Source organism: Pontixanthobacter aquaemixtae (assembly GCF_009827395.1).
Taxonomy (GTDB): domain Bacteria; phylum Pseudomonadota; class Alphaproteobacteria; order Sphingomonadales; family Sphingomonadaceae; genus Pontixanthobacter; species Pontixanthobacter aquaemixtae.
In genome coordinates, this window is sequence record NZ_WTYX01000001.1 from 274,564 (window position 1) to 290,765 (window position 16,202).

At 59.8% G+C, this 16,202-nt stretch carries 17 protein-coding genes; 8 read left to right on the plus strand and 9 right to left on the minus strand.

The genetic code is table 11. The annotated features are described in order from the left end of the window. Nucleotides 1-231: 231 nt before the first annotated feature. From GRI41_RS01310 to GRI41_RS01320, 3 genes are all read right to left on the minus strand, one after another. Nucleotides 232-969 (minus strand): 7-carboxy-7-deazaguanine synthase QueE, encoded by a 738-nt coding sequence (locus tag GRI41_RS01310; protein WP_160602846.1) that lies wholly within the window; start codon nt 967-969, stop codon nt 232-234. A gap of 396 nt (nt 970-1,365) precedes the next feature. Next, entirely contained in the window at nt 1,366-2,244 is an 879-nt protein-coding gene (locus GRI41_RS01315) for a M90 family metallopeptidase (RefSeq protein WP_235901022.1), read from the minus strand. An 88-nt stretch (nt 2,245-2,332) separates the two neighbouring features. Further along, on the minus strand, nt 2,333-5,176 hold the full coding sequence (locus GRI41_RS01320; RefSeq protein WP_160602847.1) for a valine--tRNA ligase: 2,844 nt from the start codon (nt 5,174-5,176) through the stop codon (nt 2,333-2,335). Nucleotides 5,177-5,266: 90 nt separating this feature from the next. On the opposite strand from GRI41_RS01320, the gene GRI41_RS01325 reads away from it, so the two are divergent. From GRI41_RS01325 to GRI41_RS01340, 4 genes are read left to right on the plus strand one after another with little or no spacing between them, the layout of a single operon-like run. Further along, nucleotides 5,267-6,379, plus strand: a complete 1,113-nt coding sequence (locus GRI41_RS01325) for an ABC transporter permease (protein ID WP_160602848.1) — start codon at nt 5,267-5,269, stop codon at nt 6,377-6,379. After that, nucleotides 6,379-7,248: an ABC transporter ATP-binding protein gene (locus tag GRI41_RS01330; RefSeq protein ID WP_160602849.1), complete on the plus strand. Its 870-nt coding sequence runs from the start codon at nt 6,379-6,381 to the stop codon at nt 7,246-7,248. The genes GRI41_RS01325 and GRI41_RS01330 overlap by 1 nt, the downstream gene beginning before the upstream one ends. Nucleotides 7,249-7,270: 22 nt before the next feature. Further along, nucleotides 7,271-8,221 (plus strand): MlaD family protein, encoded by a 951-nt coding sequence (locus GRI41_RS01335; protein WP_160602850.1) that lies wholly within the window; start codon nt 7,271-7,273, stop codon nt 8,219-8,221. Nucleotides 8,222-8,253: 32 nt separating this feature from the next. Next, complete coding sequence (locus GRI41_RS01340) at nt 8,254-8,844, plus strand: ABC-type transport auxiliary lipoprotein family protein (RefSeq protein ID WP_160602851.1); 591 nt, start codon at nt 8,254-8,256, stop codon at nt 8,842-8,844. 6 nt (nt 8,845-8,850) lie between these two features. Here the strand turns inward: GRI41_RS01340 and GRI41_RS01345 are convergent, their stop codons facing one another. The 6 genes from GRI41_RS01345 to crcB are packed head-to-tail and all read right to left on the minus strand — an operon-like array spanning nt 8,851 to nt 12,640. Beyond that, on the minus strand, nt 8,851-9,546 hold the full coding sequence (locus GRI41_RS01345) for an ATP12 family chaperone protein (protein WP_160602852.1): 696 nt from the start codon (nt 9,544-9,546) through the stop codon (nt 8,851-8,853). Continuing rightward, nucleotides 9,543-9,767, minus strand: coding sequence for a hypothetical protein (locus tag GRI41_RS01350; RefSeq protein ID WP_160602853.1), 225 nt, complete (start codon nt 9,765-9,767; stop codon nt 9,543-9,545). The genes GRI41_RS01345 and GRI41_RS01350 overlap by 4 nt, the downstream gene beginning before the upstream one ends. Next, on the minus strand, nt 9,764-10,417 hold the full coding sequence (locus GRI41_RS01355) for an HAD-IA family hydrolase (RefSeq protein ID WP_160602854.1): 654 nt from the start codon (nt 10,415-10,417) through the stop codon (nt 9,764-9,766). Before GRI41_RS01355 ends, GRI41_RS01350 begins: the two co-directional genes overlap by 4 nt. Next, a complete protein-coding gene (locus tag GRI41_RS01360; RefSeq protein ID WP_160602855.1) occupies nt 10,414-11,013 on the minus strand; it encodes an FMN-binding negative transcriptional regulator in 600 nt (199 codons plus the stop codon). The genes GRI41_RS01355 and GRI41_RS01360 overlap by 4 nt, the downstream gene beginning before the upstream one ends. Further along, complete coding sequence (locus GRI41_RS01365; protein WP_160602856.1) at nt 11,013-12,233, minus strand: RluA family pseudouridine synthase; 1,221 nt, start codon at nt 12,231-12,233, stop codon at nt 11,013-11,015. Before GRI41_RS01365 ends, GRI41_RS01360 begins: the two co-directional genes overlap by 1 nt. After that, a complete protein-coding gene (gene crcB / locus GRI41_RS01370; RefSeq protein ID WP_160602857.1) occupies nt 12,230-12,640 on the minus strand; it encodes a fluoride efflux transporter CrcB in 411 nt (136 codons plus the stop codon). Before crcB ends, GRI41_RS01365 begins: the two co-directional genes overlap by 4 nt. A gap of 141 nt (nt 12,641-12,781) precedes the next feature. On the opposite strand from crcB, the gene GRI41_RS01375 reads away from it, so the two are divergent. From GRI41_RS01375 to GRI41_RS01390, 4 genes are all read left to right on the plus strand, one after another. Continuing rightward, nucleotides 12,782-13,324, plus strand: a complete 543-nt coding sequence (locus GRI41_RS01375) for a DUF4287 domain-containing protein (RefSeq protein WP_160602858.1) — start codon at nt 12,782-12,784, stop codon at nt 13,322-13,324. Nucleotides 13,325-13,477: 153 nt separating this feature from the next. Continuing rightward, complete coding sequence (rpsU, locus tag GRI41_RS01380) at nt 13,478-13,681, plus strand: 30S ribosomal protein S21 (protein WP_160602859.1); 204 nt, start codon at nt 13,478-13,480, stop codon at nt 13,679-13,681. A gap of 157 nt (nt 13,682-13,838) precedes the next feature. Continuing rightward, nucleotides 13,839-14,429 (plus strand): FKBP-type peptidyl-prolyl cis-trans isomerase, encoded by a 591-nt coding sequence (locus GRI41_RS01385; RefSeq protein WP_160602860.1) that lies wholly within the window; start codon nt 13,839-13,841, stop codon nt 14,427-14,429. A gap of 39 nt (nt 14,430-14,468) precedes the next feature. After that, nucleotides 14,469-16,199 carry a DUF4153 domain-containing protein gene (locus GRI41_RS01390; RefSeq protein WP_160602861.1) on the plus strand — a complete coding sequence of 577 codons (1,731 nt, stop codon included), beginning with the start codon at nt 14,469-14,471 and terminating at the stop codon, nt 16,197-16,199. The last annotated feature ends 3 nt before the right edge of the window (nt 16,200-16,202 follow it).

The following is a 16,202-nucleotide window of genomic DNA, read 5'->3' on the forward strand; positions in this document are numbered from 1 at the left end:
AATGCCTCCGCATTCCTTGGCTACGCCTAACGGCGACGCGCGGTCGCGCTTGCGGTCCGTCCGTCGGCGGACCGGTCCATTCCCAGCCATCAACATCAGGTCTGAACCTTGGTCGCGGCAGCCATAGGGCCAAGCGGCCCGCCCGCAGCGAAGCGACCGTCAGGGAGCGGAAGCGAGGAAAGCCAAGCGAGCCGGATGGCTCGCGCCCGGCGACTGAGGGCTTCAAACAATTCACGTTCCGCGCGTATCACCGAACAGATGGATATGCAGCCGGTCTGACATGCGCAGACCATGTTCGAGACACACCTCTATCAGCCATTTTTCGCGAGTCCGCAGCGTTTCGCTGTCGGTACCTTCCGGCATCAGGAACAGACGCTTTTTGGGCAAGCCATGCGCGCGGACTAGTTCGGCGGCCTCGGCCACGTCAGCCTGTGACGCGACGACAAATTTGAAAAAGGCCCGTTCGTCGAGCGAATAGCTGCGCAGCCGCTCTGCGATCAGCGCCAGTTCTGCCGGATTGCCGCTATGCGCCAGTTTGGGGCTGACATTATACTGGTCCACGCGGATATCGAGCCGCGGCGGGGCGGTGGTGGTGCCGTTGGTTTCGACCTCAACAAGCAAATCGGGCAGTGCTTCGAGCAGCTCGGCGAGCGGCCCCGCTTGCAACAATGGCTCTCCGCCGGTGATGATCAGCCGACCTTGGCCAAGCTGCATTATCCGCTCCGCCACATCGGCCACATCAAGCGTGATCTGGTTGGCCTTGCGCTCGAACGTTTCACCGTCACGATGCGGGCGTTCGTCCCCTGCAAAGTGCCAAGTATAGGCCGTGTCGCACCACACGCAGGCGAGGTTGCAGCGCGAAAGGCGTATGAAGGTGCAGGGCGTACCCGCGCTCGGCCCTTCGCCCTGAACCGAGGCGAAAATCTCCGGCTCACCGGGCGCTTGCGTGGCGAGGATTAGCTTGGCCATGACACACCGGCTCGGTTGGTCGCTGCTGAAGAACAGATGGACCGCATGGACCACTGTTCAAACGCTAAAATCGCTTCGATCACAGACGCACCTTTTGATCGGCTGAATCGATCAACGCGGTTGCGGCTCGTGAGTGAAATCTGGTTCATGCCGCCTCTTTGCCTCAAAACTGATAAGTAGGACAATCCTATCATAGCGCCCCTCTTCTTTAGAGGAGGGGCAGCGAGACTTGGCGAACCGCAGGTGAGCCTAGTCGCAGCGGGGTGGTATCTGGGCGCGAACGACGCCGGCGCACCACCACCCCCAAACCCCCTCCTCTGAAGAAGAGGGGGCTTTATAGTCTCTACGCAACGCTGCGCAGCAGCCCAATCACAACCTCCCCGTTTCGGGGAGGATTTAACCCCACGCCGCAGGGTCCAGTGCAAGCAGCTCTGCCAGTTGCGCATAAAGCGCGGGCTCTTCGCGGCGCAACGCAGCGGGTCGTTCAAAGAAAGTGACAATCGCTTCGGCGAAAAATTCTTCGTGATTGGTCGCGCCGTAGGGATCGATCAGCGTGTGCTCCCCGCGCTCGAGCCGTTCGACATGGTCGTGATAGGCATCGAGCATGGCCGTTTCCCACCCGGCATAGGCCTGTCCCTTGCGCAGGATCGGGATGCCATTGGTATGCCCCGAAAGGCCATCCAGCTGGTGCGCAAATTCGTGGATCACGACATTGTGCCCGTCCGTCGCATCAAGCCCTCCATGCAGCGCATCATCCCATGACAGGATCACCGGCCCGCGCGCCCAGCTTTCGCCCAAAGTCGCGTGATTGTTTTCGTGGATCAAATGCCCGTCATGCGTGCCGCGATGGGTGAGGAAGGCAGAGGGATAGATGAGCACATTGCGCAGCGTATCGTACCACACCGGACTGTTGACGATCAGCAGGCAGGCTTGGGCAGCGATCGACAGCCGCGTTTCCTCGCCAACTTCGAGCCCGTTTTGCCCGTGAAAGGTGACCTGGTCGAGAAAGCGGTTCATTTTTCCTTCCAGCGTCAACCGCAGGTTTTGCGGCAGTCGGCGCACAAGCGGCACCAGCCTCTCGACCACCACGCGCTGCTGAGGGGTAAGCGGCGTCGCAAGCAGGGCCTTGCGCTTCTGCGCGCGCGCGTACCAGCGATACAGCAGAAGTGCTGCGATCAGCAGGGCGGCGGCAAGAACGATCCAAGGCGACATATTGTTCAGGTAGGGTCGCGTCGGATAGTTTGGTAGTGCCGAATACAGACAGGTACTCGTCATTGCGAGTGCAGCGAAGCAATCCAGAGTGAATCGCAATACGTCCTGGATTGCCGCGCGACCTGTCGGTCGCTCGCAATGACAGAAATACCTATCCCAACCGCTCCAACGCCGCCGTCAGCCGCTCGACTTCGGCGCCGTGATGCGCGTGGTCGGCTTTGGCTTTCTCCACCGCTTCGGGCTTGGCGCGTTCGACGAAGTTTGCATTGCCGAGGCGGCCTTCGAGTGATTTCACTTCCTTGGTCGAGGCTTCGAGCGCTTTGGTCAGGCGTGCTTTTTCTGCGTCGATATCGATCAGGCCTTCGAGCGGTATGACCAGCGTATCGGTGCCGGCACCGATCTGCATTGCCGCGCCTTCGGGGGCAGTGGAGGTGTGGATCGTGCTGATCCGCGCGAGGCGTTCGATAGCAGCTGCATTGCGGGCAATCGCATCGGCGGCGAGCGCGCTGGGCGCTTCGCAATAGGCGTCCAGCTTTTGACCCGGAGGAATACCGAGCTCGTTCTTCGCGCCGCGAACCGCACCGGTCAGGCCGATCAGCCATTCGACTTCGGCTTTGGCATCCGCATCAACGCCCGCGTCGAAATCGGGCCATTTCGCGGTGATCAGCGGGTAGTTCGCCCGATCACCCTGTGCGCCCCAAAGTTCCTCGGTGACGAAGGGCATGAAGGGGTGCAGCATCACCAGAATCTGGTCGAGCACCCAGCCGGCGACGGCTTTGGTTTCCTCGTCAAAGTTGCCTTTGATGAGCTCGATATACCAGTCGCAGAATGTGTCCCATGTGAAGTGGTAGATGATGTTGGCCGCCGCGTCGAAGCGCAGATCGGCCATCGCTGTATCGAGCTTGGCCAGCGTTTCCGTCACTTCGCCGATGATCCATTTGTTGACCGCGTGGCCCGCAGCGGGGGCTTCCAGAGTGGTCGATGCGGTGATGCCGTTGGCTTGGCAGAAACGGGTGGCGTTCCACAGCTTGGTCGCAAAATTGCGGTATCCTTTGACCCGCTCATCATCCATTTTGATGTCGCGGCCCTGGCTTTCCATCGCGGCCATAAAGAAGCGCAGCGCATCGGCGCCATATTGGTCGATCAGGCCCAGCGGATCGACGACATTGCCCTTTGATTTGGACATTTTGGAGCCATCCGCCGCGCGGACCAGGCCGTGCAGATAGAGCCGTTTCCACGGCGCCTTGCCGGTGAAATGCATCCCCTGCATCGCCATCCGCGCATCCCAGAAAAACAGGATGTCGAACCCGCTGATCAGCAGATCATTGGGATAATGCTTCTGGTAAAGCGGCGCATTCTCATCGGGCCAGCCGAGCGTCGCGAAGGGCCACAGGCCGGAGGAGAACCAGGTGTCGAGCACGTCGGAATCGCGACGAAGAATAACCGTGTTGGATGGCGAGGGAGTGTCGCTAGTGTCTCGAGCCTCCCCGACCCAACCGATTTCCTTGTTTCCGTGCTTAACTGAGGCAGCTTCCAACACTTCGACGGTGAGTGACCGTCCAGCTTCGGCATTGTAGTGTTGGAGTGCAAGATCGATCGCTTGCTGCTCGGTTTCCGCAACAAACACCTCGCCGTCCGGACCAAACCACGCCGGAATCCGGTGCCCCCACCAAAGCTGCCTTGAAATGCACCAAGGCTGGATATTCTCCATCCAGTGGAAGAAGGTTTTCTCCCAGCTTTGCGGGATGATCTCGATATCGCCGTCGCGGACCGCCTGCATCGGGGCCTGCGCCAGCTTTTCGGCATCGACATACCATTGATCGGTCAGCCATGGCTCGATCACCACCCCGCCGCGATCGCCAAAAGGCGTCGCGATGGTGCGCGGTTCGGAATCGAGTTCGACTTCCTCACCCTTCTTGGTCTTGGTGACGTGCGGGATCAGGAAGCCCTGTTCCTTGAGCCGCTGGATCACCAGTTCGCGTGCGCCATCGACGCCATCGCGCTTGAAGCGGTGCAGTCCGAGATATTCCTCGGGCACCAGCCCGTCCGCCGTCTGGCAAACATTGGCTTCGGCATCGAGCATGTTGAGCATGTCACCCGCGGCGATGCCTGCGCGCTTGCCGACTTCGAAATCGTTGAAATCGTGGCCCGGGGTGATTTTCACCGCGCCGCTGCCCAGCTCGGGATCGGCGTGTTCATCCGCGACAATCGGAACCTTGCGGCCGGTAATCGGCAGAATAACTTCCTTGCCGACAACCGACTTGTAACGATCATCATCGGGATGCACCGCAACCGCCATATCGGCGAGCATGGTTTCGGGGCGGGTGGTCGCGACTTCGATATAATCGCGGCCATCATCCAGTTTTATACCGTCGGCGAGCGGATATTTGAAATGCCAGAACTGGCCGGGAATATCCTGCGTCTCGACTTCCAGATCGCTAATCGCGGTTTTCAGCTTGGGGTCCCAATTGACCAGCCGCTTGTCGCGGTAAATCAGCTTGTCATTGTAGAGATCGACAAAGACCTTGAGCACCGCATCGCTGAAATGCGGGTCCATTGTAAATTGCTCGCGGCTCCAATCCATTGAGCAGCCGAGGCGGCGCAGCTGGGTGGTGATCGTCCCGCCGCTTTCCTCTTTCCATTCCCAGACTTTCTTGACGAAGTCTTCGCGGCTGTAATTGGTGCGCTTGTCCTGCCGTTCTTCCAACTGGCGCTCGACAACCATTTGCGTCGCGATGCCCGCGTGATCGGTGCCGACCACCCACAAGGCATCCTTGCCGCGCAGCCGTTCGTAACGGATCACAATATCCTGCAGCGTATTGTCCAGCGCGTGGCCGATATGCAGCGAACCGGTGACATTTGGCGGCGGGTTCACGATGGTGAAGGGCTGCGCATCGGGGCGCTCGGGCCGGAACAGCCCGTTATCTTCCCAATGGCGGTACCAACGCGCTTCGATGGAGGCGGGGTCGAAAGTCTTTGAAAGCTCGCTTGTCATATCAAAACGCCTTTGCCAGCGCCTTTCGCGGTAAGCAACTTACTCTTAGCGGCTTGTAGTATCAGAGTTTTCACCGCATAGCTTGCGGCCATGAGTGAAGGGGCAGATTTTTCCCTAGAGGAAGCAGAGGGCGGCGGCATCCGGTTGGCGCTGTCCGGGGCCTATCTCGTTTCAACCATTGGAGAAATCGAGCAGGAACTGCGCGAACTCGATGACGACATAACGCAGGTCGATTTGTCCGGTGTTGACGCAATAGACACCGTCGGGGCATGGATCGCATGCACGCTGGCGGCGGGGCATGAGGCAGAGATTGTCGGCGCCGGGTCGCGGGCAAAGCGGTTGCTCGACGCGGTCGAATCGTCGGGCAATGCGGCCGATATCGAACCCGAACGGCTGCCATTCTGGACGCGCGTTCCGGCGGGTATGGGCGAACTGGTCCGCGATTTCGCATTCGGGCTGGCCGGAGTGATCGGCTTCCTCGGGCAGATCATCACCGGCTTTGCTACATTGATCCGTCATCCCGGGCAATTCCGCGGAAAGGCGCTGATCCGCCAGCTGGAACTTGTCGGGATCAGCGCGCTGCCGATTGTCGGCTTGATGAGCTTCCTGATAGGCATCGTGATTGCGCAGCAGGGCGCGGTGCAATTGCAGCAATTCGGCGCGGAGACGCTAACGGTCAATCTGGTCGGGCGCATTACCTTACGCGAATTGGGCGTGCTGATGACTGCGATCATGGTCGCGGGTCGCTCCGGCTCGGCCTTCGCCGCGCAGATCGGCACGATGAAACTGACCGAAGAAGTGGATGCCATGCGCACAATCGGTATTTCGCCGATAGGCGCGCTGGTGATCCCGCGCATTCTCGCCTCGGTCCTGATGATGCCGCTGCTGGGGTTCTATTCCGCTGTGGTCGCCATTATCGGCGGCGCGGTGATCGCCGATGTCGCTCTCGACATTCCCTTTCTGACATTCCTGTCGCGAATAAAGGACGTGGTTCCGCCGCATGATTTGTGGGTCGGCCTGATCAAGGCGCCGGTATTCGGCCTGATCATCGGCATGGCGGGCTGTTATCACGGGATGCAGGTGAAGGGCGATTCGGAGCAAGTCGGGCGGCGCACCACCATGGCGGTGGTCTCTGCGATCTTTGCAGTAATCGTGCTCGATGCCTTCTTCGCCGTATTCTTCACATCGGTCGGGTGGGGCTGATGGCTGCGGACAATCACGAATTCACCCGTTTCGAAGACGAATACCCTATTGTGGTCGAGGGGCTGGTCAATCGCTTTGGCGACCAGACGGTGCATGAAGATCTCTCGCTCAAAGTCCGGCAGGGCGAAATTCTGGGCGTGGTCGGCGGGTCGGGCACCGGCAAATCGGTGCTGATGCGATCCATCATCGGGCTGCAACGGCCCAGCGAAGGCGAAATAGAGGTCTTCGGCAATTCGATAACCGATGCCGAACCTGACGAGGCAATCGGCGTGCGCAGCCGGTGGGGCGTGTTGTTCCAAGGCGGAGCGCTGTTTTCAACGCTTACCGTGGGCGAAAATGTTCAGGTTCCGCTGAAACAGTTCCATCCCGAAATCGGCCCCGATCTGCTCAAGGACATTGCGCGCTACAAAGTGATGCTGTCGGGGCTGCCCGAAGAAGCGGCGAACAAATATCCTTCAGAATTGTCGGGCGGGATGAAGAAACGCGCGGGGCTTGCGCGGGCGCTGGCGCTCGATCCGGAGCTGCTGTTTCTTGACGAGCCGACCGCGGGGCTCGACCCGATCGGCGCGGCCCGTTTTGACCAGCTGACTCTGGAACTGAAGGAAACGCTTGGCCTGACTGTATTCCTGATCACGCATGATCTCGATACTTTGTACGAAATTTGTGACCGTGTCGCGGTGCTGGCGGACAAGAAGGTTGTTGCCGTGGGGACAATTCCCGAACTGCTGGAAACCGGCCACCCGTGGATAGAGGAATATTTCAACGGACCGCGCGGGCGCGCTGCGCAGGCCAGCCAGGCACGCGACGAACGCCGCAAGGCGCAGAGCCGGTCACGGTCGATGGACAAACCCACACAGGGCAAGGCATAAGGCCCAAGACAAGAGGAAGCATATGGAAACGCGGGCAAATCATTTGTGGGTCGGGGCGATAACGCTCTTGCTGCTTGGCGCGCTTGCGGCGTTCATCATCTGGCTGGCGCAATTGGGTCAGGGCGAACAGAAAGAATATGACATTCTCTTCGGGCAGGATGTCTCGGGCCTTGCCATCGGTTCACAAGTTTCTTTTGCCGGCGTTCCGGTGGGGCAGGTCAGCGAGATCAAGCTCTATGAGAAAAATCTCGAGTTCGTGCGCGTGCGTATCCAGGTGGATAAGGAAGTGCCGATCCTGATCGGGACCACCGCAACAATCCAGGGCTCGTTTACCGGCCTTTCGACGATTTTGCTCGAAGGTGCGCGTCAGGGCGCACCCCCGATCACGTGCGAAACGACCGCGTGCTTTGCCGAAAATGTTCCGCAAATTCCGCCCAAAGCGGGCGGATTGGGTGCGCTGCTATCCAGTGCGCCGGTCTTGCTTGAAAGGCTGGCCACTCTGACCGAACGGCTGACTTTGGTCCTGTCCGACAGAAACCAGTCGGAAATCAGCGCGATTCTAGCCAATACCAATCGTATGACCGACGAGCTGGCCGATACCGGCCCGCAATTCCAGGCAACAATGGCAGAACTGGAAAACACGCTGAGCGAGGCGAGCCAGGCGCTGGACGCGTTTGAAAAGGCCACTCAGTCGACCGATGCGCTGATCAATCAGGAAGGCGCGCAGCTTGCGTCCCAATTGCGCGAAACGCTGGACGGTGCAGATGCGGCGGCCCGTTCGCTAAGCGCCACGCTGGAAGATGCGCGGCCCGCGGCGCGCCAACTGGCAACCGAAACGCTACCCGCGGCCGAGGCAACAATGGAAGATTTGCGCGCCACCAGCAAAGCGCTTCGCAATGTTACCGAACGGCTGGAAACCGAAGGGGCAAGCTCCTTGATCGGATCTCAGCCACTGCCGGATTATGAACCATGAAGCTGGTGACACACAGACAGAAGGATTTCTCGATGACAGGGACAACTCGCGGCAGTCTGGCACTTGGCGCTGCGTTGCTGCTCGCGGGCTGCATCAGTTTCGGGGCAGAGCCGCCGCCAAGCCTGTTGACGCTGACCGCAACAACGCCGGTTCCCGCCGGGGCCGCCGCCAGCGGCACTGCGGACACCGCGATCAAGATTATCGAACCGGAAGCGCCGCAGCGTCTGGGTGTGCCGCGGGTGCCGGTACAGATCAACGATACCGAAATCGCTTACCTCAAGGATGCAACATGGGTGGAACGGCCAACCCGCCTGTTCCGCCGCTTGCTTGCCGAAACCATCCGTTCACGCGGCAACCGGCTGGTCATCGATGGTGATGATCCGGGCGTGGTTGCCAATGCGCAATTGCGCGGGACCCTGCGCGATTTTGGTTATGATGCGCGCACTTCTTCGGTGGTGGTCCGATTTGATGCCATCCGCGCTTCATCAGAAGGCGGTGTCGAAACGCGGCGTTTCGAAAGCATTCAGCCGGGTGTGATTGCAGAAGCTGGCGCTGTCGGGGATGCGCTCAATCGCGGGGCCAATGATGTTGCCGGCCAAGTTGCCGACTGGATCGGTTCCTGATCGGGATCAGGCCCCGGCGAGCTTCGCGAAATTCCATGCGCTGAGGAAATCTGCGTGCCGATTCGCGCGGACGTCTGCTGCCTCCGCATCCTCGCCCCATAATTCGATCTGCCAATCTTCTTCTAGATTGGCTGCGCGCCACAGCGCATCAGGATCGGCGTCTTTTTCGAGCGCGGATAGTCCTACGGTCAGCGATGCGGCCAAGGATGTCATGGTCTGTAACGCGGCGAGAGAAAAACAGTCGAGCGAGGTTAGTCTTTCAGACAATTTCTCATGCGTTTCCGGCGCTTGCGGTTTGTGCATGATGCCGCTGATCCGCTCAATCGAAACGCTCTCCCGCTCTTCAAACGCCGTTAGAAGCGGGTCCCAGATTTCCTGCTGTTTGCGATAAAGGGGCTCTTCGGGATCGGCGCGATAGCACAGCGTATCGGTTTCGATGAAACCCAGCAGCTTTGTCACCGTGGCATCCGGATCAGGGGCCACCATATCGATCGCAAAATCGGCAAGATCGCGAAAGCGGAACCGGGCGGGATCAATTTTGTCGCCTTGTTCGCTCCATTCAGCGGCCATCGCTTCCGCCAAGCCTTGCGTTGGCAAAAACTGCGGCTTGCCAAGCTGCGTCTTTACCGCCCGCCCGTCGAGCAGGACACGGAATTGGTCATCCGCTGCATCGACAGTGACATCCTTGAAGAAGCGTTTCACTCGCCGCCGCTCCGCCATACTTTGACCAACAGGCGCGGGATAATGATTGTTTCGGCAGCGCCAATGGCAATCAGGACATATCCGACAAATTGCGGCCACTCGATCCTGCCGGCCAAGATCAGAGAGCCGACAACAATCATCGCCAATCCGATCAGGCGAGTAAAGCTGATAAACAGCAGCCGGTTGCGCGCCGTGGTGACGTCATCGGCAGGGACGGTCATAGCAGCAAATCTCCGATAGCTTGCGGGGTGCTTGCGATGGCGCTTGCGCCTTCCGCGATCAGCTCGTCCGGCGTGTGATAGCCCCAATCGACCCCGATAGCGCGGACATTGGCGGCCCCGGCCATGGCGATGTCAAAAGTCGTATCGCCAATCATTGCGGTGTTTTCCGGCTCTGCCCCGGCATCCGCCATCGCGGCTTCGAGCATGGCCGGATGCGGCTTTGACGGGTGCCGATCCGCAGTCTGGAGCGAGACGAAATGTTCGCTCAATCCGTGCATGGCGAGGCAGGAATAGAGCCCTCTGTCCGATTTTCCTGTGGCCACTGCCAACTGCCAACCGGTATCGCGCAGCCGGTCTAGCAGAGCTGAGATGCCGTCAAAAAGCGGTTCCTGGATGCGGCCTTGCAGCCTGCTGGTGCGGAACGCTTCCTTATAAGCTTCAACCGCGTGAATGCGCTGGTCGTCGCTCGCATCGGGGGCGAGGTGGCGCAGCGCCTGCGGCAGGCTGAGCCCGACAATCCGGCGGATCTGGTGCCGGTCAGGCGCGGGCAGGCCGGCTGCGGCGAAGGCAGTTTCCATCGCTTCGCAAATGCTCGCCTGACCATCGACCAGCGTGCCATCGCAATCGAACACGGCTAGCTTGACCGTCATGGCACCAATGTCCGCATCAAATGGGCAAGCGCGCTTGAGCCGGCTTCATCCAGACCACTGGCAATCCGCTCCCGGTCCTCAGACGATTTCTTTTGCGACATTTTCAGCGTCGGGCGCCATGCCAGAATTTCCATTTCGAAACCGGCAATGCCCTTGAACAGGCTTTGCCAGACAGAATCGGGCGTTTCCTGCGCGGACCATTGCTCGCCGCCAATGCGCGTCTCGTGCTTTTCGATGAAGGAATGGAGCAAGGCTTCCAGCCCTTCATCATTCATGCGCCGGATTCTGCCTTCCAGCTCTACCGAAATATAATCCCATGTGGGCACCGTGCCGCGTTCTTCATACCAGCGCGGGCTGATATAGGCATCGGGTCCGTTGACGACGATCAGGCCGTTGGTGCCATCGAGCGTCTTGGTCAGCGCATTGCCGCGCGCCAGATGAAATTGCACTGCGCCATCGCCGGTCGACAGCAGCGGAGTGTGCGCCACGCGCGGGCCATCGGGCGTTTGGGCAAAGACCATGCCGAAGCCGATCTGGTCGATCAGCGTTTCCAGCAAGGCGCGGTCTTCGCTGCGAAAAGTGGGGTTGGGATGCATCAGCGCCTGCCCCTCTTATTGGGCTTGCCACCTTTGGGCGGCGGGCCGCCTTTGGCGAATTTTGCTTTGGATTTCTTGCCCAGCTTGCGTTTGCCGGTGCCGCGGCTCTGCCGTTCCTCGCGCTGGTCCTTGCGGATTTTCTTCGAATGCTGCTTCGCGACTTTCTTCTTCAGCGCCTTGCCCATCGGCTCGCGATCCGCTTCGGGCGCGGCGTCGCTGTCATTCTCGTCAAAGCCGAGCTGTTCCATGCTTTGCGCGAAATGTTCGGGCAGGCTGGCGGTGGCATCCAGAGGCGCGCCGCCGGGGTGCTCGATAATCAGGCGCCGCGCGTGCAGATGCATCTTGCGGCTGATGCTGCCGGTGAGAAACGCGTCAGGCCCGCCATATTTGCCGTCGCCGACAATCGGGTGGCCGATCGCCGCCATGTGGACTCGCAATTGGTGCGTGCGGCCGGTGAAAGGCTGCAGTTCGACCCAGGCCGCACGATTGCCCGCGCGATCGACCACGCGGTACCGTGTCTTCGCGGTTTGCCCGCTTTGCTCGTCGACATGCATTTTCTCGCCGCCGGTGCCGGGCTGTTTGGAAAGCTTCGCGTCGATTATGCCGTCTTGCACTTCGGGTACGCCAACCACCAGCGCCCAATAGACTTTCTTCGCATCGCGGCCCGAGAACCGTTTGGAGAAAAACGCCGCGCTGCCCGGTGTCCGCGCGGTCAGCAAAACGCCGCTGGTGTCCTTGTCGAGCCGGTGTACCAGCCGCGGGCGCGGATCGTCGGGCCCGGCAAAAGCATCGAGCAAGCGGTCAACATGATCGCGCGTGCCGGTGCCGCCCTGTGTCGCCAGGCCGGGCGGCTTGTTGAGAACAATCGCCGCCTTGTCCTGCGTGATCAGCATTGCTTCGGCGCGGTCGATATCCTCGTCAGACAGCTCTTCGCGTTTTCGCGGCCCGCGCTTCTGGCTCTCGCCCCCGGGCGGTACACGCAGAACTTGCCCCGCTTGCAGCCGCGTGTCGGGTTTGACGCGGCCACCATCGACCCGAACCTGCCCGGTGCGCGCCCAGCGGCTGACCGTTGCGAAACCGATTTGCGGGAGATTGCGCTTGAACCAGCGATCAAGGCGAATGTCGTTATCGTCCTGCCCGATCGTGTACTGCCGGACATTGGCAGAGGATTTTTCCGCATCCCACGGATTGGCCGATGATCCGGCTTCCTTGTCACTCATGCTGCAAGCCTCATCACAATCAGACCGATATACAGCCCGACCAGCCCCGCCAGGACCGATACCAGGGCATAGGTCAGCGCCAGACCCGATTGGCCGCGTTCGATCAGCAGCATCAGTTCCAGACTGAAGGCCGAAAATGTCGTAAATCCGCCAAGCAGACCCACACCGATCAGCAAGCGCCATTGTTCGTTCTGCAATCCGCCATGGCGCGCGAGCCATCCGGCAAGCAGCCCCATTGCCATGCTGCCGATAACATTGACCGTCAGCGTCGCCCACGGAAATGCCATCACCGTTTTCGGGCCCAGCAAGGCGGTAATCCCGCGACCCGCCTGATACCGCAACACAGCGCCCACCGCGCCGCCAATGGCGACGTTGAGCGTGGCTGCGAGGGGAGAAAGCGTGGACATGGCCGCCGCCTTAGCCGCCCCGGTTGCTGCTTGGAAGTAGCTTGGCTGCGGAGTTAACATCTGGCGGCACGCTTTATATTGCCGCCGCGCATCGAGCGACCTAGGCTGGGTTCCATAACAGAGGCGAAAACGGAGCGGAACATGGCGACACCCGAACAACAATTGGCGACAATGCTTGCCAACATCCCGGAAAAAACGGGCAAGCCGCTGGAAGAATGGCTGGCGCTGATCGCCGCGCAAAATTTCGCCAAGCACGGGGAAATCATGGCGTTTCTCAAAGGCGAGCATGGCATTTCGCACGGCTTTGCCAATCTGATCGCGGCCAAAAGCAAGGAAACTGGGGAGGAAGTCGATCAGGTCGCCGAACAATATTCCGGTGCCAAAGCCGGACTGAAGCCGATCCATGATGCTATTGTCGAATTTGCCAAGTCACTGGGCAGCGATGTTGAAATTGCCCCGAAGAAAGCGAGTGTGAGCCTGCGCCGGAAGAAACAATTTGCGCTGATCACCCCCGCAACGAAGACGCGGATCGACCTCGGCCTTGCGCTCAAAGGCGATGATGCCACGGGCCGTCTGGAAAGTTACAACGCGATGTGCAGCCACCGGGTCCGGCTTGAAACAGCCGCCGATTTTGATTCCGAAGTTCAAACATGGATGCGCGAGGCCTATAACAGATCGGGCTAATTGCACCTTCGCACTTGCCAAAACACCGATGATTCGCTAGTTGCGCCCTCGTTCGAGCCGATCCCTCGCGGATTCGGCCCATTTTCGTTGATTTTACGGGGTCTGACCGCGTTGTTGCGGCCCAAGACCTTTTGCACTGAGGTTTTTGAATTTATGCAAATCATGGTTCGCGATAACAATGTCGACCAAGCTCTCCGCGCTCTCAAGAAGAAGCTGCAGCGGGAAGGCGTGTATCGCGAGATGAAACTGCGTCGTCATTACGAAAAGCCAAGCGAAAAGCGCGCGCGTGAAAAAGCCGCTGCCGTTCGCCGCGCTCGTAAGATGGACCGCAAGCGGATGGAACGCGACGGGGTATAAGGGACGTCATTCCCGCGAAAGCGGGAACCCAGCTCTACAAGAAACGCAATACTCGCTTGAACACAGTTCTGTGATAAGCCATCAGGGCGCGGAGAAATCTGCGCCCTTTTGTTTTGGTGCGTAAGAATCCGCACAGAGACAGTATCAGGATACCTACATGACCGAAGTCACCCGCGTTCCTCTCCAACCCATAGCAAAGGGTTCGCTTACCAAATTGTGGCTGGGCGTCATTGTCGCCGCACTGATCGGCGCGGGCATTGCGTGGGCTGCTGTACCGCCCAGCATCTCGGTCGAAACCGTGCAAGAAGGCACCGGAGAAACGCCAAATATCGGCGATATGGTGTTCGTCAAATATACCGGCAAACTGGCTGACGGGACGGTTTTTGAAGAATCGCAAAGCCCGCCAATTCCGCCTGGCATCTTCCCCGAAGGCACACCGTTCCCGATTGAAGAAGGCGCAACCGTAGCGGGCTTTTTCGAAGGTCTGCAAAAGATGCGCAAGGGCGGCCGCTATGTTCTGCATATCCCGTCGAACAAGGGTTACGGAGACAGCGTTCCTCCCGGTTCGCCGATCCCCCCGGGTGCGGATTTGATTTTCGAGATCGAAGTGATCGACTTCATGGGCCGCGCCGATTTCGACACGCGTTTGCAGGCATTGCAGCAGATGATGCAGATGCAGCAGCAGGGTGAAGAAGGCGGTGCCGGCGGGCCAGCGGGCGCTCCGCCACAGGCGCAACCGGGCAATTAATCACCGCGCACATTACAACCGGCTTCGAGGAGAGACACGATGAGTGACACAACCTTGGAGCCGGATGCACCCGATACAGGCTCCATGCCTGAGGATTGGTCGCTGCGGCCATGGGCGCTCGCGGTATTGCTCGGCATTGCTGCTCTGGGCGTGCATCTCGCCAGCGACAGCGCGGATGACGAGCCATGGCGCATGGCGCTCACCGCGTTTTTCTTTTTCGGCGGGGGCGTTTTGGCGTTCACGCTGGATCGCGATTACCTGATCCCGCCAGCGATTTTCGCGGGGCTGTCCGGGCTGGTTATGGCGGGGATCGCGTGGCGGGCAACCAGCGCGAGCGATTACTATTCGGATGAAGCATTCTGGGTTGCCGCCGGGGCGCTGGCGGTCACGCTTTCGCTGCCGCTGTTCCAGTCGGGATTCCACCACAAGCGTTTCAAAACATCCTATGCCGATACGCATTACTTCGTCTGGACCGACGCGATTTGCGGGGCCGGTGCGCTGGCCTTTACCGGTTTGAGCTGGGCGGTCATTGCGATGCTCGCCGAATTGTTCGAACTGCTGCAGATTACTTTGCTCAGCGATCTGCTGAATCAGGAATGGTTCGGCTGGGTATTTTCGGGCGTCGCATTCGGTGCGGCGCTGGGCGTTTTGCGCAACCAGCTCAAGATACTTTCCACGCTCAAATCCGTGGTGCTTCTGGTCTTGTCTTTGCTCGCCATACCGCTTGCCATCGCCTTGGTTTTGTTCCTGCTGGCGATGATCGTTTCCGGGCCCGATGTGCTTTGGGAAGCGACCAGAAGCGCGACACCCGTTCTGCTTGCCTGTGCGGTTGGGGCATTTGTGCTGACCAATGCGGTGATCCGCGATGATGATGCAGACATGTCCGGGTCCAAAATCCTCCGCTGGGCTGCGTTGGTGCTGGCGCTGTGCATTCTGCCGCTGACCGTATTTGCGGCGGTTTCTGTTGGCGCGCGTATTGCGCAGCACGGTCTCTCGCCCGAACGGATATGGGCCTTGGTTTCGATTGGCGTCGCCACCGCATTTGGCATTGCCTATTTCGCGGCAGTTGTTCGCGGGCGCATGGCCGGGTGGCGCGATGCGCTGCGCCGGTCGAACCTGCATCTGGCGGTGATTGTAACGGGCATTGCGCTGCTGCTGGCGATGCCGGTTTTCGATTTTGCGGCGATCTCCACGCGCGATCAATTGTCGCGTCTGAAGAGCAATGTGGTCAGCGCGGAGGATTTCGATTTCTCTGCCCTGCGCTGGGATTTCGGGGAAGCGGGCCGGACTGCGCTCAACCAGCTGGCGAAATCGGAAGATGATGCGGTTGCCAAAGGCGCCAAGACCGCGCTTGCCGAAGAATACCGGCAATATCGCCATGTCAGCGAGGATAAGGACGAGAAGCAGGAACGGCTGGCAAATCTGCGGATCGATTTTGACAATCCCGCGCTGGCCGAGCGTCTTGAATATCACGTCGGTGGTAGCCGGTGGATGTGTTCCGATGCCTGTGTTGCGCTCGATACCGGCCGCGTAGAGCGGGGACACAGGATCGCCTTGATTCAGGGCCGCCATGTGTCTTTCGTCGTCCTCGACCCGGCGAAGCCGCTGCCGGGCGAAGAACAACAGGACGAAGTATTCATTGATGAGGTGGAAAGTGCGGAGGCCGAAGAAGCGGGCGAAGTGACAGCCACGTCACAAGTCGAAATCCGCGAATATCGCGGGCGGCAGATTTACGTCGATGGCAAACCGGTGGGCGATCCTTTCGATTAATTT